This window comes from Scytonema sp. HK-05 (genome assembly GCF_963872035.1).
Lineage (GTDB): Bacteria > Cyanobacteriota > Cyanobacteriia > Cyanobacteriales > Nostocaceae > Kalymmatonema.
In genome coordinates this window covers 1-19,334 of sequence record NZ_CAWMYC010000025.1, presented here as the reverse complement: position 1 = coordinate 19,334, position 19,334 = coordinate 1, and the positions used below count along the sequence as shown (strand labels likewise).

General features: G+C 41.8%; 16 protein-coding genes and 1 pseudogene. 10 read left to right on the top strand and 7 right to left on the bottom strand.

Annotated elements, in window-relative coordinates; translation table 11 throughout:
• Positions 1–142 precede the first annotated feature (142 nt).
• The 3 genes from nadC to argS all read left to right on the top strand — a co-directional run bounded on the left by nadC (position 143) and on the right by argS (position 3,406).
• On the top strand, positions 143–1,003 hold the full coding sequence (gene nadC, locus AACT52_RS05385) for a carboxylating nicotinate-nucleotide diphosphorylase (protein WP_073636255.1): 861 nt from the start codon (positions 143–145) through the stop codon (positions 1,001–1,003).
• Positions 1,004–1,015: 12 nt separating this feature from the next.
• Positions 1,016–1,468 (top strand): NUDIX hydrolase, encoded by a 453-nt coding sequence (locus AACT52_RS05380; protein WP_073636254.1) that lies wholly within the window; start codon positions 1,016–1,018, stop codon positions 1,466–1,468.
• Between the two features lie 177 nt (positions 1,469–1,645).
• The gene (gene argS / locus AACT52_RS05375) at positions 1,646–3,406 is read left to right on the top strand and encodes an arginine--tRNA ligase (RefSeq protein WP_073636253.1); all 1,761 of its coding nucleotides are present in this window, start codon (positions 1,646–1,648) and stop codon (positions 3,404–3,406) included.
• A gap of 177 nt (positions 3,407–3,583) precedes the next feature.
• On the opposite strand, the gene AACT52_RS05370 is transcribed toward argS, so the two are convergent.
• Positions 3,584–4,135, bottom strand: a complete 552-nt coding sequence (locus AACT52_RS05370) for a hypothetical protein (protein ID WP_073636252.1) — start codon at positions 4,133–4,135, stop codon at positions 3,584–3,586.
• Positions 4,136–4,477: 342 nt separating this feature from the next.
• Complete coding sequence (locus tag AACT52_RS05365) at positions 4,478–4,738, bottom strand: hypothetical protein (RefSeq protein WP_233154226.1); 261 nt, start codon at positions 4,736–4,738, stop codon at positions 4,478–4,480.
• Between the two features lie 117 nt (positions 4,739–4,855).
• On the opposite strand from AACT52_RS05365, the gene AACT52_RS05360 reads away from it, so the two are divergent.
• Entirely contained in the window at positions 4,856–6,334 is a 1,479-nt protein-coding gene (locus tag AACT52_RS05360; RefSeq protein ID WP_073636251.1) for a CoA-acylating methylmalonate-semialdehyde dehydrogenase, read from the top strand.
• A gap of 3 nt (positions 6,335–6,337) precedes the next feature.
• On the opposite strand, the gene AACT52_RS05355 is transcribed toward AACT52_RS05360, so the two are convergent.
• Positions 6,338–6,622 carry a DUF2087 domain-containing protein gene (locus AACT52_RS05355; protein ID WP_073636250.1) on the bottom strand — a complete coding sequence of 95 codons (285 nt, stop codon included), beginning with the start codon at positions 6,620–6,622 and terminating at the stop codon, positions 6,338–6,340.
• Positions 6,623–6,939: 317 nt separating this feature from the next.
• Between AACT52_RS05355 and AACT52_RS05350 the strand changes: the two genes are divergently transcribed.
• The 4 genes from AACT52_RS05350 to AACT52_RS05335 all read left to right on the top strand — a co-directional run bounded on the left by AACT52_RS05350 (position 6,940) and on the right by AACT52_RS05335 (position 13,669).
• Positions 6,940–7,329, top strand: coding sequence for a hypothetical protein (locus tag AACT52_RS05350; RefSeq protein WP_073636249.1), 390 nt, complete (start codon positions 6,940–6,942; stop codon positions 7,327–7,329).
• Positions 7,330–8,093: 764 nt separating this feature from the next.
• Positions 8,094–9,293, top strand: coding sequence for a saccharopine dehydrogenase family protein (locus AACT52_RS05345; RefSeq protein WP_073636248.1), 1,200 nt, complete (start codon positions 8,094–8,096; stop codon positions 9,291–9,293).
• Between the two features lie 2 nt (positions 9,294–9,295).
• The gene (nspC, locus tag AACT52_RS05340; RefSeq protein WP_073636247.1) at positions 9,296–10,450 is read left to right on the top strand and encodes a carboxynorspermidine decarboxylase; all 1,155 of its coding nucleotides are present in this window, start codon (positions 9,296–9,298) and stop codon (positions 10,448–10,450) included.
• Positions 10,451–11,263: 813 nt separating this feature from the next.
• On the top strand, positions 11,264–13,669 hold the full coding sequence (locus AACT52_RS05335) for a WD40 repeat domain-containing protein (protein ID WP_073636245.1): 2,406 nt from the start codon (positions 11,264–11,266) through the stop codon (positions 13,667–13,669).
• Positions 13,670–13,700: 31 nt separating this feature from the next.
• On the opposite strand, the gene AACT52_RS05330 is transcribed toward AACT52_RS05335, so the two are convergent.
• On the bottom strand, positions 13,701–14,423 hold the full coding sequence (locus AACT52_RS05330; protein ID WP_073636256.1) for a hypothetical protein: 723 nt from the start codon (positions 14,421–14,423) through the stop codon (positions 13,701–13,703).
• 212 nt (positions 14,424–14,635) lie between these two features.
• Here AACT52_RS05330 and AACT52_RS05325 point away from each other — a divergent pair, with 212 nt between their 5' ends.
• Positions 14,636–15,427, top strand: a complete 792-nt coding sequence (locus AACT52_RS05325; protein WP_073636244.1) for a DUF3891 family protein — start codon at positions 14,636–14,638, stop codon at positions 15,425–15,427.
• 8 nt (positions 15,428–15,435) lie between these two features.
• On the opposite strand, the gene AACT52_RS05320 is transcribed toward AACT52_RS05325, so the two are convergent.
• From AACT52_RS05320 to AACT52_RS05310, 3 genes are all read right to left on the bottom strand, one after another.
• Positions 15,436–16,497: a glutathione S-transferase family protein gene (locus AACT52_RS05320; protein ID WP_073636243.1), complete on the bottom strand. Its 1,062-nt coding sequence runs from the start codon at positions 16,495–16,497 to the stop codon at positions 15,436–15,438.
• A 3-nt stretch (positions 16,498–16,500) separates the two neighbouring features.
• A complete protein-coding gene (locus AACT52_RS05315) occupies positions 16,501–16,650 on the bottom strand; it encodes a hypothetical protein (RefSeq protein ID WP_158054999.1) in 150 nt (49 codons plus the stop codon).
• Positions 16,651–16,773: 123 nt separating this feature from the next.
• The gene (locus AACT52_RS05310) at positions 16,774–17,040 is read right to left on the bottom strand and encodes a hypothetical protein (RefSeq protein ID WP_073636242.1); all 267 of its coding nucleotides are present in this window, start codon (positions 17,038–17,040) and stop codon (positions 16,774–16,776) included.
• Between the two features lie 1,913 nt (positions 17,041–18,953).
• Between AACT52_RS05310 and AACT52_RS05305 the strand changes: the two are divergent.
• Positions 18,954–19,334 (top strand): annotated as a pseudogene (locus AACT52_RS05305) (glycosyl transferase family 1); the annotation flags it as partial.

Here is a 19,334-nt window from a genome sequence, read left to right as displayed (position 1 = left end):
TTTAATATATCCACCCACTCCTGGATTGTCAACTCCTTTTTCAAAAAATTTCCAAAAAAAGTTGAAAGATTCCTCAAAGCCCTACGTTGTATAGACTTTAGGGTATAGTAATTCTGAAAATCGTGAAGGAAGCGATAAAGTTGTGAGCAATTTTGGTGTTTTGCCGCCAAGGCTTGTCATAGATCCACTGTTGCGTAATTGGTTGTTGGAGGATATTGGTCGGGGCGATCGCACAACAGGTGCCCTAATAAGTCAAGAAGTAGGACAAGCGAAGTGGCTAGCGAAAGCGCCTGGGGTCATAGCCGGTTTACCAGTCGCGGCAAGGGTATTTCAGCTTTTGAATGAAAAAGTCAGCTTTGTGGCTGTTGTGGGTGAGGGGAGTTCTTGCCAGTCGGGAGAAGTGGTAGCTGAAATGGATGGTCCATTGGATGCACTACTAACGGGAGAAAGGGTTGCTCTTAATATAGTTATGCGCCTAAGTGGCATCGCCACGCTAACTAAGAAATATATAGAGCAAATTGCTGAGTTACCCACAAAATTAGTGGATACGCGCAAAACCACACCAGGGCTGAGACTATTGGAAAAGTACGCAACTACCGTGGGAGGAGCGGTAAATCACCGAATGGGGCTGGATGATGCAGTCATGATTAAAGACAATCACATTGCTGCGGCTGGGGGAATTGGCAAAGCAATTTCCCGCATTCGCCAATATATTCCTTATCCCTTAACGATTGAAGTAGAAACGGAAAGTTTAGACCAGGTGAAAGAAGCTTTGCAGCATAACGCTGACATTATTATGTTGGACAATATGCCTCTCGCCATGATGCATGAGGCGGTGCAGATGATTCGCCAGCATGGTAGCCGCGTTAAAATCGAAGCTTCTGGCAACATTACTTTAGAAACAATCCGTGCTGTAGCCGAGACGGGTGTAGACTATATTTCCAGTAGTGCGCCGATTACTCAATCCTCTTGGTTGGATTTAAGTATGAAGCTCAGTGGGTAGGAGAAACTCAGGTTGTTAAGCAAACATCTCTTTATTATTGGCGTTTTTGCTGTTATCTTTGACTCTGCACAGAGAGTGTTGCTTTGCCATAGGACTGACATCGATTTGTGGAACTTACCCAGTGGAGCAATGGAAGAAGGCGAAACTCCATGGGTGGCTGTCGCTAGAGAAGTTGAGGAAGAAGTTGGTCTTGTGGTAGAAGTCGAGCAGTTACTAGGTGTATACTCGCGACCAGATCAGAATGAAGTGGCGTTTGGGTTCGTCTGTCGTGTTGTGGGAGGAAGTTTAAGGTGTAGTGATGAAGCTGATGATGTTGAGTACTTTGAACTTGACCAAATTCCAAGCAACACCAACCATGAGCAAGTAGAAGCTTTGCAGGATGCTGCACAAGAAAAGTTCCAAACTACTTTAAGATTGCAAGCAGGACTTTCTCCACGAGAAGTATACTTTGGCAAGTTATGTTAGGTTCCACAAATCCATAACAGTCTTATTGGATTTATGAAAATTATCAACCGCCAAGACGCCAAGGACGCCAAGAAAACACACAAGAGAGAATTTCACAACTGATTTAGGATTGCTATATAAGGATAAACTAACAAAAACTGTACCGTTTTGAGATATTTATAATTTAGATAAAAACTTATGCAAGCTACACAAGAACAACTAAGAGTTAAATTGCAGGAAGCTTTGGGGGCGGCTTTTGGCGCAGACTATGCTGGAGTAGACCCAATTTTGGTTTCTGCTAGCAATCCTAAATTTGGTGATTATCAAGCAAATGTTGCTTTACCTTTAGCAAAACAGTTAGGACAGCAACCAAGGGCGATCGCACAACAAATCGTTGATAAAGTTGATGTATCGGAAATTTGCAAAACCCCAGAAGTTGCTGGTCCTGGTTTTATCAATCTGAAGCTGAAAACAGAATACCTGGAAGCACAACTCAAGGCAATCCAAACAGATCCAAGATTAGGAATAGCACCAACCAAAAATCCCAAGCGGGTGATTGTAGATTACCCCAGCCCCAATATTGCTAAAGAAATGCACGTAGGGCATTTGCGTCCAGCAGTGATTGGAGATTGCCTTTCCCGAATTGTAGAATTTGTTGGTCATGAAGTTCAACGGATTAGCCATGTAGGAGACTGGGGAACGCCGTTTGGAATGCTCATTGCATATCTAGAAGAAGCATACCCAGAAGCTTTGACCACCAATGAGACTTTAAATTTAGGTGACTTGTCTTCGTTTTACCGTCAGGCAAAAAAACGGTTTGATGCAGATAAGCAATTTCAGGAAGCAGCTCGTCTAGCTGTGGTAAAACTACAAGCAGGGGATGAAAAAACACTGCTGGCATGGAAGATAGTTTGTCAACTTTCCAGTAGAGCATATCAAGTTATTTACGATTTGCTGGGGATTGCTCCTTTTATTGAACGGGGTGAGTCATTTTATAATGCTTTGCTGCCTGAAGTCGTAGAAGAATTGGATAAACTAGGTCTGTTAGTAGAGAGCCAAGGCGCAAAGTGCGTCTTCCTTGAGGGATTTACTAACAGAGAAGGTGAACCGTTACCCCTAATTGTTAAAAAGTCAGATGGAGGTTATAACTACGCCGCTACAGATTTAGCAGCAATCCGCTACCGAGTGCAAGTAGATAAGGTGCAACGGGTGATTTACCCAGTTGGTGCAGAACAGAAAAATCACTTTACCCAAATTTTTCAGGTAGGAAGAAAGGCTGGTTGGATTACGGACGATGTAGAATTTGTTCACGCTCCCTTTGGTTTGGTGCTGAGTGAAGATGGTCAAAAGCTGAAAACTCGTTCTGGGGAAGCTGTGCTGTTGCGGGAATTGTTGAATGGTGCGATCGCCCATGCTCGTGCAGACATAGAAAACAGAATAAAAGAAGAAGAGCGCGAAGAAACGCAAGAGTTCATCAGCAATGTTGCCCAGATCATTGGCATCAGTGCGGTTAAATACGCTGATTTAAGCCAAAACCGCACCAGCGACTACATCTTTAGCTACGAAAAGATGCTAGCACTCAAAGGCAACACTGCCCCTTATATGCTCTATGCTTATGTTAGAACTCAAGGCATTAGTCGTGAAGGTAACATTGACTATAAAAAGCTGGGAGCAAATGCCGAAATTATCCTGCGGGAAGAAACAGAATTAACTCTGGCAAAGCACTTGTTACAACTGGATGAAGTTATTAGTGAAGTTGAAAAAGATTTGCTGCCTAATCGCTTGTGCGAGTATTTGTATCAGCTGAGCGATAAATTTAACAAGTTCTACGAAAATTGCCCTGTTCTTAAAGCTGAGGAACCTGTGCGAACATCGCGACTGGTGCTATGTGATTTAACAGCTAGAACTCTGAAGCTGGGACTCTCGTTGCTGGGAATTGAGGTTCTAGAGAGAATGTAGCAAGCAATATCTTTCTTCGTGTCCTTTGCGCCTTCATAGTTTGAAATTATGAAGGTGCGTAGACGCAAAGTACGAACTTATTGGGAGGCGATCGCAAATAGTACTAAGGCTGAAACTAAGATGGCGTAAACTTTTCAAAAAGTGCTTTCTCCCCAAAAATTGATGATAAAACTATGATTATGCTGCTAGTTTTGATCTAGTTTGAACGTTCGTTATAGATGGGTTGTGACTAACTGGTTTGTACAGTACTCCCACCAATGAATAGTCTTTTTCAATCTGCTCTACTAAAGCAAACAATCTTTTACGCAGAATTTCTAATTCAGATTCACTCAACTTGGTAAGAGTGCTGAAAGCAGGAATACGCTCAACAACAATTACAAATAATTTTTTTAGTTCCTCGATTGCTGTTTTGATTCGAGTAATTGACCTAGTATAGTTAAGTCCTTGACAATCGTCAGTAGCATATTCACGAACATACTCTGGAAATGAGTCAAAACGATTAAATTCTAAATCCTTCAGAATATTATCGTTCAAATTTTCGCAGGCATAATACTCTGCTTCACCAAAAAGATTTAGGTTTAGTGACTGAAGGTCTTCGAGTTTTTGCTCTACTGTATACCTTAGCCGAGCATACAAGTTGAATGTAGAAAAAATAGAACTTTTTATGTTCTGAGGAACTTGTTCGTCTAAAAGCAGGCATTTTGATATGAGTACCATTTGGTTAGCCATGATGTTCCTCTGTGTAGGTTAACTGATTCCACACGAAATTTGTTGTTTTCTCATCCCTCTGTGGATAGATTTAGCATATCACTCTTTAGTTAGAAAAATTGAGGTACAATCACAATTTCTTAAGAAATTGTGATTAAGTTTGGGAAAATAAAAATAACGCGCTGGTTTTTGACAAATTTGTAGATTTTAGGGGTTGGGGCAAATCTAGAAAAATCTGGGCAACCGTATGAGAAAACGTACCATTTAGTGTCCACTATGAGTGCAATTTCGGCGCTTTATTGCAAATATATACCAAAAAACCGACTGCCCAAAGCGCCGAAATTACGACGGTTGACCAGATTTTTACAGGTTTAATGAAGGGGCAATCAAAATTTCTCGTTTTGCTGGTTCACTACTGAGAGTGACATAAGGAATAGTTTCTTCTATCTGCTGGTGTAGTTCTGTTAGGCGTTCCAATTGACGGTTCGTCTTGGGAAGTTGCAACCGAGTGCGGGCAAAAACATAACCAAACTCTGCCAAAACTTCATCTGTGTCGTTGGGTAACTCAAAGTAGGAACGAAATGAGTAATTTGTATTCTCCTGTAGAATCTTCGGCTTTGACATAGCGTGTTACCTACTACATTCCTCTAATCCACTGTTATCCATAGCAATATCTTGCTCTTTGCCCCTACGATATTCATAATTCCTGCATTTATCCTCTGCAGGTTTAATGTTCGACTCATGGAAAAAGTGATGACATTATCCAACTACATTAATGGTCAGTGGTGTACATCTAGCGCTACAGAATACTTGGATGTTATCAACCCAGCGACAACAGAGGTACTGGCTAAAGTACCACTATCGCCAGCTTCTGAGGTAAACCAAGCTGCCCAAGCAGCAGCAGACGCTTTCGTGAGTTGGCGACGCACTCCACCCACGGAACGAGTGCAGTATTTATTTAAACTTAAAAATCTGTTAGAAGAGAATTTAGAGGATTTGGCTCGCACGATTACGCTGGAATGTGGGAAGACTTTGGCAGAGTCCACAGGTGAGATGCGGCGCGCTATTGAAAATGTGGAAGTTGCCTGTGGTATTCCTATGATGATGCAGGGAACTATCCTGGAAGACGTTGCTAAGGGCATTGATGAAATGATGATTCGGCAACCTTTGGGAGTTGCTGCGGCGATCGCCCCGTTTAATTTTCCAGGAATGATTCCGTTTTGGTTTATGCCTTATGCCCTTGCTTGTGGCAACACATACATTGTCAAACCCTCGGAAAAAGTACCGCTGACAATGCAAAAAGTCTTCCAGTTGTTAGAAAAGACTGGATTGCCCAAAGGTGTGATTAATTTAGTCAATGGTGCCAAAGAAGCTGTAGATGCAATTTTAGATCATCCACAAATTCGAGCGATTAGCTTTGTTGGCTCTACACCAGTGGCTAAATATATATATAGTAGGGCAGCAGCTAATGGCAAACGTGTCCAATGCCAAGGCGGTGCGAAAAATCCGTTGATTGTTTTGCCAGATGCAGATTTTGAGATGACGACACGCATTGCTGCTGATAGTGCTTTCGGTTGTGCGGGACAACGTTGTCTTGCTGCTTCAATAGCTGTGACTGTGGGAGAAGCGCGTCGGACGTTTACAGAAGCTATTGCTGAGACTGCCAAAAAGCGCGTTGTCGGTAATGGTTTAGACCAAAGTGTAGAAATGGGACCAGTTATTACAACCGAGAGTAAGACACGAATTGAGGATTTAATTCAAAAAGGGGCAGATGAAGGGGCGACGGTGTTGGTAGATGGGCGAAATCCTAATATATCTGGTTATGAAAAGGGTCATTTTATCCGTCCCACGATTTTGCAAAATGTTGATCCTGCTGGTGAAATCGCCAGTACAGAAATTTTTGGTCCAGTGCTGAGTTTGATACATTTAGATACTATTGACCAGGCGATCGCCTTAGTCAACAGCTGTCAATACGGCAACATGGCTTGTTTGTTCACCAACAGTGGCGCTGCTGCACGTAAGTTCCGCTACGAAGCTGAGGCTGGTAATATTGGCATCAATATCGGTGTTGCTGCACCAATGGCGTTTTTCCCTTTTAGCGGCTGGAAAGAAAGCTTTTTTGGAGACTTGCACGGTCAAAGCAATCACGCGGTAGAGTTTTTTACCCAAACTAAAGTCGTAGTAGAACGCTGGCCGAAGGATTGGTCACGTCAATTTTAAATCTTAGATTTGAATCTTACACCAGTAAGCGGAACCGTCCCGCTTTCTGTCAATAAACCCTCTCTCAAATAATTCTCGTCGCAACATTGCGGGATCACCAAAAGTGTGGTGTTGATTTAGTAGTGCATTCACCTGTTTTTCTGTGTAAATGACATCAACCTCAAAATTTGACGCTAAATACTCCAACACCAACTTTTGGAACTTTCCCTTGTTCCGTTTGGAGGGCCATTCTTTCACACGTCCTTGTTCATCCAGATAGCTTTTGAGTTCGTCTAAGTAATTATTCATACTTGGCTTTAGTGCTGTGCAAACTAAGGCTATAAACAAACATTAAGACAAATCACCACTTCACATGAGTTTTTCGGAAAACCGACTCAATCGAATGCTTAAAGGGGGCACTTAAGCCAGGATAATTTCGTCACTATCAGTCATACTGAACAAACCTCGGTTAACAGCAGTCAACATATGACGGGCAAACTGCTGCAAATACTTCTTGGAAATTCAGCAGCAGTAAATTCTGTTGCTATCTATCTACGTAGTCTGTTTTTTCCCGTGGTCGTTCAGGTAAAAAAATTACAATGTTGCAGGTAGTGAAGGAGTAGAACGTGAAAAATGCCTTTATTGCGAAAACACTGTTCGCATCACTAAGTTTGTTATCTTTACTTACCCCACAAAGTGCTCATGCTCAGATAGTACCGCAACCTTGGGTGTCAGTTGGTAGTCAAGAAGGTGATATTACTTATTCTGTGGGTGCAAGAGCCTTAAATTTGGGGGCGGAGTTAGGATTTGGTCCTGACGGCTCGACAGGTGTAGATGTACTAAAATTTATTAGTTTACCCGTAATTTCACCATATGTGGGACTGGGATACTATTCAGCAGATAAAGGTGTTGCTTTTTCAGGCGGGGTTCAAGTGGGCGCTAGCGATAACGTTTTCGTTGGTGTTGGTTATAATTCTGTTCGAGGAGTCAACGGACAACTGGGTGTAAGGTTCTAATTTTTCTCTGTATGGCAATCCTATGTGATTTGTGAAAAAGGTTTTGATTGAATTAACCACTTGAGATACAGAGAGCACAGAGTAGGAGAAAAGAGAGTTAAGCGCAAGCGCAGGCACTTTCACACGAGAAATTTAGCTGTTATGAGGCAATACCGTTCAGATAAGATGGTTTGTCACGTATAACCTATGTAGAGACGTACCATGTTACGTCTCTACACCCATGAAATGATCACAAATAGCCCATAACTGAACCGTATTGTGTTATAAGGGTGTCTGGAACTTAGCGTTCCAGACACCTGAGACGATGTTTTAAAAGTCGAAGGTAGTAAAAATTAAGCCGTCGTCTGACCATTAATGAGGTAGATGTTTCCGTATTTGATGAAGTGGCTCAGGATACCGGATGTTTACACGTTGAGGGTAAATTTGTAATTTTACTTAAAAAATATTGCTTTATAAAGTAAATAACTGTAGTGTTGAAATTGACTTTTAAAATGTTAATAAAACGGCGGTTTCCCACAATCGTTATGCAACTCGCGTATTTGTTGTGTTCGTTACTGGAAATAGCAAATAATGGCTGAAATGGGGAAATTTGGTCAACAAGAAACGCAACTGTTACTCAATCCATTAACTTCTTATCTCTCTCCCAAATTAGAAGTAAAGACTCACCCTAGTAGAGGATGAGGATGGGGAGAATGATTTAACTTACGATACGAAAATTGAGCGTTTCAGAGGGAATGTAAAAGTTACTTCTTCAAGGAGGGAGCATGGCACGGGTGATGATAGTTGGAGCTGGTGGGGTAGGGAACGTCGTAGTACACAAATGCGCTGCACAAGAAGAGTTTTCAGAAATTCTTCTGGCGAGTCGGACAATCGAGAAATGCGATCGCATTGCTAAAAGTGTTGGCTCACCAAAAGTGAAGACAGCTGCGCTTGATGCAGATGATGTGAATAATACAGTCAAACTTCTCAAAGAGTTTCGCCCTGATATTCTCATCAATGTGGCACTTCCGTATCAAGATTTAGTGCTGATGGATGCGTGTCTTGAGGTAGGAGTGGACTATCTCGACACCGCAAACTACGAGCCTCCTAACGAGGCAAAATTTGAATATAGTTGGCAGTGGAAATATCACGATCGCTACAAAAACGCTGGAATTACCGCTATTCTGGGATGTGGTTTTGACCCTGGAGTGACGGGAGTCTTCACTGCCTATGCGCTCAAGCACTATTTTGATGAGATTCACTACCTTGACATTGTTGATTGCAACGCCGGAAACCATAATATGGCATTTGCCACGAATTTTAACCCTGAAATCAACATCCGCGAAATTACGCAAAAGGGTCGATATTATGAGAATGGCGTGTGGGTAGAGGTGCCTCCTCTTTCGATTCATCGTCCAGTCCCTTACCCGGAAATAGGTGACAAAGAGTCCTATCTTCTCTATCATGAAGAGCTTGAATCCCTTGTAAAACATATTCCAACGCTTAAGAGAGCGCGTTTTTGGATGACGTTTTCACAGAACTATATCACCCATCTTCAAGTACTTGAGAATGTTGGGATGACGCGCATTGATCCGGTTGATTATGAGGGAACGAAGGTAGTGCCGTTAAAGTTCCTCAAAGCTCTGCTTCCAGATCCCTCATCTCTTGCGGAGGATTATACAGGACAGACATCGATTGGCTGTCATATTCGTGGAGTGAAGGACGGAAAAGAGCGCAGGTACTACGTGTACAATAACTGTGACCATGCCGAAGCATATCGAGAAGTTGGATCGCAAGCGATTTCTTACACGACAGGTGTTCCTGCGGTAGTCGGTGCGCTGATGGTAATTAATGGAATGTGGAAAAAGCCGGGAGTGTTTAATGTTGAGCAATGCGATCCCGACCCGTTTATGAAGGTGCTTGGGACTCTTGGTCTTCCATGGCATGAGGTGATCGATCAGCCATCACCGTTTGAGGAGAACTAAAGATGAGGCAGATTCGCGACGTAGTTTTAGAGACCATTCCATCACCTTGTTTCGTGTTGGAAGAAGCGCGTCTTGAGCAAAACCTTGCGGTTTTTGAACGAGTGCAGCGAGAAGCGCCTGTACGAGTACTCCTCGCTTTCAAGGCATTCTCCCTCTTTCATACCTTTCCATTGATACGAAAGACACTTCATGGTGCTTCCGCAAGCTCGGTTTGGGAAGCGCAACTCGCTGCGGAGGAATTTGGAGGGGAGCTTCATGTGTATTCTCCTGCCTACCGTGAGCAGGATATGCCTTCGATTCTCGGCTATGCTTCCCATGTAACATTTAACTCCATAAGTCAGTGGGAACGATTTAGACCACTGATTGAACGATCGCCTTCTCCACCATCAGTAGGACTTCGGATTAACCCGCAGTATTCACCGGTTGAGACCGCGCTATATAATCCTTGTCAACCATCTACGCGTCTTGGTCTTTCTCCAGAGCATCTTGGTAATTTATTGCCCCAGGGAGTAGACGGTTTCTTGTCTCACAACTTATGCGAGAGCGATTCCTATGCGTTGGAAAAAACCCTCTTACATATAGAACGCTTTTTCGGGCATTTTCTGCCGGAGCTAAAGTGGCTTAATCTTGGCGGTGGTCACTTGATGACTGATAAAGGGTATGATATATCACACGCGATTGATGTCCTCAGGGCGTTTCATAATCGTTACCCTCACATTGAACTCATCCTTGAACCGGGTTCTGCAATCGTTTGGGAAACAGGATTTTTGCTCTCGTCTGTTCAAGATATACTTCCCACCTCTGATCTGACGAATGTCATTTTGGATGTATCGTTTACTGCTCATATGCCTGATTGTCTAGAAATGCCCTACAAGCCTGTTATTAGGGGAGCACATGAACCACAGAAGGGAGAGAAAGTGTATCGCATGGGTGGCTCAAGTTGTTTAGCAGGGGATTTTCTCGGTGATTATGCCTTCTCTTACGACTTGTCGGTCGGCGATCGCATTATTTTTGAAGATATGATGCACTACACGATGGTGAAAACGACTATGTTTAACGGAGTGGTGCATCCATCAATCGGCGTGCTTAGGAAAGATGACACATTCGAGCTTTGGCGGCAGTTTTCCTATGAAGACTATCGAGCAAGACTTGGTTAAGCAAACGAAGGCGTGATATCATGTCCGCTTAATTACTTCTAATTTCTGCTTTACCTCACCCCAACCCTCTCCTTCCTGGCGGAGAGGGTGCCGTAGGCGGGTGAGGTTGTTCGTTTTTTATAAGTGTTTATTTTTATTGTTTAGGTTATTGCAACTGAAAATTTTTTTGCAACAGAAGCAGTGCGATCGCCTGATACCAATTTGAAAAAAGAATGCAACACATGGATAAAACCCCTCCCTAACCCTCCCACCTCCCTTTCATCCCACGCCACTTCTCAAGGGCGGGGGGAACCCCCGCACTCTTTGTGGCTCCCCAAGGCATCGGGGGGACAGAGGGGGGTGCGCTCTCTTCGCGGGTGGGGTATCTGTCGCAAACATTTTTTGAATCGCTATGACTTTTCACAGGATGTGGAAACGAAAGAGTGGTTGGCGCATTATAAACGCGAACCAAACTAGGAGAAAAGGGTTAGATAATTTTTTAGAAAGCTAATTGAGGTGTTTTCTTCTCTTTTTACCTTATTTATAGAAAAATGATTCAGTGATGAGATAAATTCTTGATTAGCTTGTTCTGTCAATTTTTGTATTTTTTTAACTTGTTTTAACTATTATTTTTCCTGAGAATATATTAATAAGTTGTTTTTTTATCATTTCTTGCATATTCTTTGTTTGTTTATAAAGAGAGATGCCAGCAAGTAGTAGGATAGCTGATATCTGCACTTCCTGGATTGATAGCAGGCTTTTACAAAAAATAAAGCTATCATCGAAATAAATATTAAACACAGTTAATTGTATTGGCTTGGCAGGCGTCTTTTTATGGAACAAGGAGTAAAATTACTTATTCAACTGGTATTAGAGTTGGCACCGATCATTGCAACTCTCGTAGAAAAGAGAAATGAAGAACGTCCAGCTATAGAAAAATACCAACCACCGGAACATATTCAAGAATTTATCCAATCTGTTAACGGTTCAACTCAGACCATAACTTATGCAGGAGGATTTGATAAAGAAAAAATTCAGCAACAGGAATCAGCTTTTTACTATCATAAAACACAATTACAAATAGCAACGCATCAGCGAGAAACAGCACTCAAAGTACCAGAAGTTCATAAAATTTTTGAAAGCTGGCCTTTACGATTATCGCCTTCACAAATTTTAGAGTCTCACATTAGTCATCAACGCACTCCGCTAAAAATTTTTCTGGCTCCTCCGAAAGTAAAGTTTGATAAATTTGATAGTACAGGAGAAGAAATTTCAGACCTCGAGTTTATGTTAGCTGAAGGTTTACGGGAGTTTCTCAACAAGCATTACTCTCTACACAATCCCGTAAGACCGACAGAGTTTTTAGCAGGAGCTTGGGATAGTAAGCGTTTTCATAGTGAATCAAGTATCAAGGCTCTGTTTGGAATGTTGAAAACAGAGCCCGTTTTAATTCTGGAGACAGAAGCTGATGGAGATTATCTAAATTTCCGTATTGGTTATTGGGGAATAGGACAAGATAATTATTACTATAAAACAATTTATAAATTACCCTACAAGGAAATTGTTTATGAATCAGCAAAAAGTCGTGCTTTAGAATGGAAAGCAATTAGAGACGAACTTATCACGCTAGGAGAAAATTTAGAGGAAATTAATAACATTGGTAGAGAAAATGTTTTCAACTTGGCAATTCTAGAAAAGTCGGAGAAATGGAAAGAAAAGGGAATTGACATCAGTAAGCTATCCTTAGAATACCAAATCAATCGTCAGGATGTTGAACAACTTTGCCAAATTTTGATTACATATCATAGTCTCGCTGCGGGTTGGGTAGCGGATGCATATCACTTGGTTCATCATGATGTGCCACCTCTGTTACCTGAGTTGCTGCCGAACTTGCTCACAAATGCTCTTGACTTCAAATCACTGCAAGCAATTGCCGCAGGATATAAACAACTCTACCAAGCTCTAGAAATGGAGCGCCGTTACTGGATTCCTGAGTTGGCGTTGGAATTAGCTCAAAGTTTCTCACATTTACCTAATGAGACGTGGGCAAAGGAACAGGTAGATTACTCAATTAACACATGGTTGCAACTACGTCAAGTTACTCAGCAGCAAGGAAGCCATCCATTAAGGGCGATGCAATCAGCTTTGAGAATAGAAGATGAGGAATATGTCGAAAAGTTAAGAGAATATTTTGCAGCAGCCGGCGATAGTCACAGTATGAGTTATGTTGAAAAACTTTTGCATGCGATCGCCAACCTGAAACACAAACGCCAAGACGAATACGCTTATCTGTACCACACTCTCACTGGGCACGCTGATAAAGTGACATCTGTAGCTATTAGCCCAGATGGGGAAACTTTGGTGAGTGGGTGTGCAGATAAAACGATTAAGCTTTGGAATCTCAGCACAGGCAAAGTTATCCGCACTTTAACTGAAAATATAGGAGAAGTTTCATCCGTGGCTATTAGCGCTGATGGAAATTTGCTCGCTGTTGGAAGCTGCGATACCCCTAGAAGCAACGTCAAAGTATGGCGTCTAGGTACTGGTAAACTACTGCATACTCTTTTAGGGCATCAAAAACCTGTTAACTTTGTAGTTATCAGCCCAGATGGACAAATTGTCGCTAGCGGTAGTAACAAAATCAAGATTTGGAATTTGCACAAAGGCGATCGCATTTGCACCCTTTGGCATTCATCCGCAGTTTATGCCGCCGCTATCAGCCCAGATGGTACAATCCTCGCCAGTGGTAGCAGTGATCATAAGATTAGGTTATGGGACCCACGTACAGGCGAACCATTACGCACCTTAAGTGGACATTTAGGGGAGGTGAAAGCAATAGCCATTTCTCCTGATGGACAAATCCTGATAAGTGGTAGTGCAGACAAAACCATCAAAATTTGGCATTTGGACACGGGAGACGTATTCTACACGCTCACGGGACATTTAGATGAAGTAAAATCTGTCGTTGTCAGCCCTGTTCGCGTATTTCCAAAGACGGTAGGCGATCGCTACAAAAGCAATGCTTACGGCGAAGCTGAGTTTGGACAAATTCTTGTGAGCGCTAGTGCTGATAAAACGATTAAAATATGGCGTTTAGACACTGGAGAATTGCTGCAAACCCTGAACGGACATTCAGCAGCAGTCAATTCTGTTGCAATTAGCCCAGATGGTGAGTTTATTGTGAGTGGTAGTTCTGACAAAACAATCAAAATTTGGCAGATATTCAAAGGCAAAGTTTGACCATCTCTGGTATCTTTGGAATCGTAACGCTTTAGGTTTTCTTATCGTGTAGCCACTGCCCACGAACGACTAGGCGATCGCCCATAACTTCAACGTCTTTTACATCCACGGGTAGATTCTTCAATTCCTTGGAAACTTGTTGCTTTACGCTTTCTTCGGAAATGCCAAAACGCTGGTACATATCCGAGAGAGGAAAGCTAAGATTTCCAAGCTTAACGCGTGTTTTGTCATCCAAGGTGACTTGTTTGTTGTGGATCGAAGGTTTTCCTTCAACCTCTATATATATGGGGCGGTATTTTAAAAGTGGTACAGTCGATACCAGTTGAGAAATTGCCGCTTGTTCTTGTGCTGGCAACTCTTTTACAGAGATTGTTCTTAAATCAATCACTGCACCTGTGGAGATTTTACCATCTTGAATTTGAGTATTTGTACTGACTACTGCTTGAGCAAGTGGACTTTTATCAGTCGTTTTAGCAATTCCTGAAACAATGAGCGTATTAACTTCATTAGCATCTAATTGGACTTCACCTTTAGCATTTGAGTCTTTAAGATGCTCGAAAATTTTACTCAATACTTGCTGTTGTGATTGTTGAATTTGGGTTTGGGTTTGCTCAGTAATGGCAGGTGGACTTGCTATTATTGATGGATTTATGTGTTCAGCAGGTAGCTGAATTGCTTGTTGCCAAAAGAAGAATAAAACAGCACCAGTACCGCCGATAGCACAACACAACAGTAATAAAAGTCGCTTGAACATAACCAAATTTCCATTTGGGGTTTTAGGCTTCATAGTGTTTTATATACATTTTCCAGGACTTTGCATCCGGGTTCAAAGAATGTGTCTCACTCACCGTAAGAAGTACCTAATGGAAGATTTCAATAGCTCTTGTTTCATTCATTTAGGATAGGTTTTTTGTTTGGCGATTAGTTCAGAATAAAGAGCAGAACATTGCTTTGAGATTTTGACTCATGCTGCATCGTTTAACAAAACAGGGACTTATTTGCATCACTCAACCAAATCACGCTTGGCTTTCAGGTCAATTAGCACAGGCTTGGGGAAATGAACATTTTGGTCAGTTTGCTCCAAAAAAAGAAGTTTGTTTCGGTGCGGAACAACATGATATTGGTTGGCTTTTTTGGGAACAAGCCCCCACGCTGAACCCGCAAACTGGCTATCCCTATAAATTCACGGAACTTTCAACACAGGAGCATATAAACATTTGGTCTGGCGCTAAACATCTTGCACTTCCTCTGGGTAGATACGTAGCACTACTGGTCTCACTTCATGGAACAGGATTATATGAAAGATTTACAACCTGGCAGAACTCACAAACTTCTTCTCAAATTGTGCAGGACTTCCTCAAGCGTGAGTATGCTTTCCAAGAACAGCTTATTGGTTTTCTGAAAAATGACCCATACTATACAGCTTACACAACATCAGAAGTCATCGAACATAATAAAAAGCTAGTAGCTACATGCGATGCACTATCAATAATTTTATGTCAAGGATTTACTTCTGAAGCACAGGTTTCTCAGGTACCCACAATCAACGGTGAAATTACACTCAAACTCACATTGCAAGAAGTTAAAGATAACTATCATCAAGTAGCAGTATCTCCTTGGCCTTTTCAACAAAGTGAAGTCGATCTGGTTTATGAGGGACGGCTTTTACAGCAGACTTTTAGCGATGAAAAAGCGATGCGAGAGGCTTTGATGGCTGATTGCGCGGTGACTCTAAGGACTACCTTGAAACCAGAATAAAAAGTTTTTTATACAGGATTTGCTTCCTTGGCTATATTCTCACGATTATGCGGTTCTTTTAGGAACATCGGATCAGGACCAGATGGAATAATACCGCCAGGATTAAGCGGGAACAAATTTCCGTAGTAGTCCTGTTTTACACTCTCCAAGTCGCACGTGTCAGCAACACCTTTAAGTTGATACAAATCACGCAGGTAAGGTCCCAGGTTCTGATAGTCCTGAATTCTTCTGCGGTTGCACTTAAAAAGCCCGTAGTACACAGCATCAAAGCGGAATAACGTTGTAAACAAACGCACATCAGCCAGTGTCACACTGTTTCCACATAAGAATCGATTGGTATGAAGCGCCCTATCAATTTCATCTAACGTGGTGAACAGTTCATCACAAACTTGATCATATGCTTCCTGTGTCTGGGCAAAGCCGCAACGATACACGCCGTTATTCACGCTTGTGTAAATCTTCTCATTCCATGAGTCAATCTTTTCTTTAAGTTCCTGTGGGTAGAGGTCTAGTGTAGGGTTTTTAGCAAACTCGTTCAACTCGGAGTTTAGCATCACTATAATCTCCGCACTCTCGTTGTTGACAATACTCTTTGTCTGGTTGTCCCATAACACCGGAACTGTAAAGCGTCCACCGTAGCCAGGTTCTGCTTGCCCATACAATTCAGCAAGCGTAGCGCAACCCTCATATTCCTGGTTAAACACCCAACCTCCTTCAATTGGAGAAGGTGACACAATTGTTACCGATATTGCTTCTTCAAGCCCTTTGAGCGCCCGAACAACAAGAGTACGATGTGCCCAAGGACAACCCAGCCCAACGATGAGATTGTAGCGCCCCATTGCTGGTTGGTATAGATTGCCGGACTGAGTCCCAATAAAGTTTCGGAATTGGCTATTTGGTCGAATGTACTCTCCCGACTTATTGCTGGGAGCTAGTTTCGACATCATTATCTGCCACATGGTTGTCCAGACAAACTTTCCCAACCTAATTATCAGCTTTGGAGGAAGTGACTTGCCCTTCTTGTTTCTGGGTTTTTTGTCTGCTGGTGGTGAAAAGGTATGTTGTGACATATTTTATTTCATTTCAATCCCTGATAGGGATTCATACAGTTTACTTTCCACCACTTTTATATAAAATACCACATACAGCGCCCCGATATGTATTCGACAGCCAGCCGCGTAAGCGATCGCACCATACATGGTAGAAGGATGTACTGCCTTCATATTTAATATTTATTGTCAACAGTCTTTAGCTATTCCACAACGTTCCTATTGATAATTTTTATAAATCAGTGCTGTTTAACTCTAGGGTTTGAACCGATGAACCTAATAATAAGTTATTCTTGGCTACTCCTCCACCAGCAGTGTAGGTAGAGAGTGTTCTTGATGTTGTAAGGTCAGCAAATCATCCTCAGTTAACTTTGGATGCTTTGCAGCAAGCAACTTACCTCGAACCACGTCTCCCACTGTTATAGGCTGATTAGCATGGCACCAGTAAACTTCAGGTTCGCTTTTTTGTGTCGCGTTGTACTCCAAAATCAGGTAGCTTTGATCTTTATCATCCCTTCCTAAAACGATAAAGTGTGATATCTGCTGTATATTATCCTGTTTCACTGGTTTTTATAGGTAAATCTCGAATTTATAAGTTAATACTTACGCTCACGTGCATATCCGGTAACTATTTACAAACTTCATGTAGTAACCATAGTGCCAGAACGTAATTTTTATTATCTGTTTGCTGCACTTGCCACGACTGAGTACATGCAGCGCAACAACACGAAATTACCCTAATGACAACTCAATTAAGAAAAAAAAGAGTGGGAGCAAGCATACCAAACGCTATCACGCTCCCACTTGCATTTACCGCTGAAGAGACAGGAATATGTACGGACGCTGCCATGATTTAGGGGGCTAATGTGCAGGTCAAGGACAACGCCCGTACGGGCTGAACATTCCTAGTGCGGCAAATGTAAACCTGATTATTAATATTTCCTTGTTATTACAACTAGTCAGTACACCATTGAAAGATATACTTTCTATTTGTATCCTTGGTTTTTTGGTAAAAAGTGTATCACATTTAATTTGGTATGTGATACACCCCGATAACAACACCCTTGAAGTCGTTTACCTTCTTTAATTTAACCAGATTACTCATAGCTTAGTTGCCATTTTGGCAAGTTTTTTATTTATCTTTTAAACTGCATCCAACAGCACAAATAAGTGATTTATAAAAATAGTTTCTCTTTTATTTACCTCCCATTATCTTCTATCTGGATTACCTGAAATTATAGTATACATTGCCTTGGAAGTAGCCGAAGGCTTGGTTTTGTTACTCTTTTGAGCACAGATTAAGCTTCCAGAAATTTCATTTGTATACTGTCAGCAGAGAAAATGCTTTCCTACTCTGAATTGTTTCGTTTTGAATTGCTGAATGTGGGGTAACACCCCTCTATAAGTGATTTTTCTAATATTAAAAAATTGATGAAATATACAAAAAAAAAGAGTGGGAGCTAGCATACCAAACGCTATCACGCTCCCACTTCGCATTTACCGCTGAAGAGACAGGAATATGTACAGACGCTGCCATGATTTAGGGGGCTAATGTGCAGGTCAAGGACAACGCCCGTACGGGCTGAACATTCCTGGTGCGGCAAATGTAAACCTGATTATTGATATTTCTTTGTTATCACAACTAGTCAGTACACCATTGAAAGATATACTTTCTATTTGTATCCTTGGTTTTTTGGTAGAAAGTGTATCACATTTAATTTGGTATGTGATACACCCCGATAACAACACCCTTGAAGTCGTTTACCTTCTTTAATTTAATCAGATTACTCATAGATGAGTTGCCATTTTGGCAAGTTTTTTATTTGTTTGAAAAAATGTCAAGAACATCACAACTTGGTAATTTGTCAAACGTTTTTTTCTTTTGTTTCGCCCAATCCTTTTTTGTAGAGGGTAGCTTTAATTATAGCTGAAATTACCGAAAAAGCTTTTGATAGCTAGGTTTTCTCCTTAATCTTATTGTAAAGTTTGTGGGGTGATACCCCTTAATTGAAGTCAATAAATGATGGGTCACACCCCCTTAATATTATTTGGATTGATGATGGGTCACACCCCCTTAATTTGAGTCAATAAATGATGGGTCGCACCCCTTAATCCGTAGCAATTTTCAATTCAATGTCTTCTGAGTTCTGCCTGCTCTTGTAATTAAAGAGGAGTCTTTCTCACGTTTAGCTTAAAACTTTATTCCAATTCTTTTGCGTACTTCCTGCATTTCCAACGCCCTTTAAGGGTATTGGACTTTGGACAAAAAGAAAATATTAGCTCGCGTGTGGGTTTGTATTGTGCGAGGCAATGTCCCTAGAGATGATACGTGGGACATTGATCGTATAATTTGGGCAACGCTTTATTGGAGCGATCGCCTCTGCCAGATTGATCGCTGCTTAAAGCTTCATCTTCATAGGGCTTGTTGTGATGACCCGTTGATGTTCCTGTCAATAGACTATTGAGAGGTTAAAGCAATGACTCATTTTGGCATTCTCTGTCTAGAGGCTACTGGTCACTTGAACACAATGTTTCCGCTTGGACGCGAACTCCAACGACGCGGACATTGTGTCACCGTCTTTAGCGGTTCAGGCGGACAAACTAAAGCACAAGCAGCAGGTTTCAGCTTCTGCGACATATATTCGGCTGGCGATCGCAAGCGAGGTGGGGAAACCCAAACCCCATCTGCAACAGTAGAGAAACTCAGAGGGTTAGCAAGCATACGGTACACCTTACAAAAATTTGCACAGATAGCTCAAACCAGACTACAACAAGCTCCAGCAATTATAAAAGAACACGGTGTAACAAGCGTTGAAATCTTCTGCGAAGATCTCGCCCAACCGATTAAAGGTAAACAG

Excerpts from the sequence above, each read along its gene's own strand:
- argS (WP_073636253.1), top strand. The coding sequence starts at position 1,646 with ATGCAAGCTACACAAGAACAACTAAGAGTTAAATTGCAGGAAGCTTTG.
- AACT52_RS05370 (WP_073636252.1), bottom strand. The coding sequence starts at position 4,135 with ATGGCTAACCAAATGGTACTCATATCAAAATGCCTGCTTTTAGACGAA.
- AACT52_RS05365 (WP_233154226.1), bottom strand. The coding sequence starts at position 4,738 with ATGTCAAAGCCGAAGATTCTACAGGAGAATACAAATTACTCATTTCGT.
- AACT52_RS05360 (WP_073636251.1), top strand. The coding sequence starts at position 4,856 with ATGGAAAAAGTGATGACATTATCCAACTACATTAATGGTCAGTGGTGT.
- AACT52_RS05355 (WP_073636250.1), bottom strand. The coding sequence starts at position 6,622 with ATGAATAATTACTTAGACGAACTCAAAAGCTATCTGGATGAACAAGGA.
- AACT52_RS05345 (WP_073636248.1), top strand. The coding sequence starts at position 8,094 with ATGGCACGGGTGATGATAGTTGGAGCTGGTGGGGTAGGGAACGTCGTA.
- nspC (WP_073636247.1), top strand. The coding sequence starts at position 9,296 with ATGAGGCAGATTCGCGACGTAGTTTTAGAGACCATTCCATCACCTTGT.
- AACT52_RS05335 (WP_073636245.1), top strand. The coding sequence starts at position 11,264 with ATGGAACAAGGAGTAAAATTACTTATTCAACTGGTATTAGAGTTGGCA.
- AACT52_RS05330 (WP_073636256.1), bottom strand. The coding sequence starts at position 14,423 with ATGTTCAAGCGACTTTTATTACTGTTGTGTTGTGCTATCGGCGGTACT.
- AACT52_RS05325 (WP_073636244.1), top strand. The coding sequence starts at position 14,636 with ATGCTGCATCGTTTAACAAAACAGGGACTTATTTGCATCACTCAACCA.
- AACT52_RS05320 (WP_073636243.1), bottom strand. The coding sequence starts at position 16,497 with ATGTCACAACATACCTTTTCACCACCAGCAGACAAAAAACCCAGAAAC.
- AACT52_RS05315 (WP_158054999.1), bottom strand. The coding sequence starts at position 16,650 with ATGAAGGCAGTACATCCTTCTACCATGTATGGTGCGATCGCTTACGCG.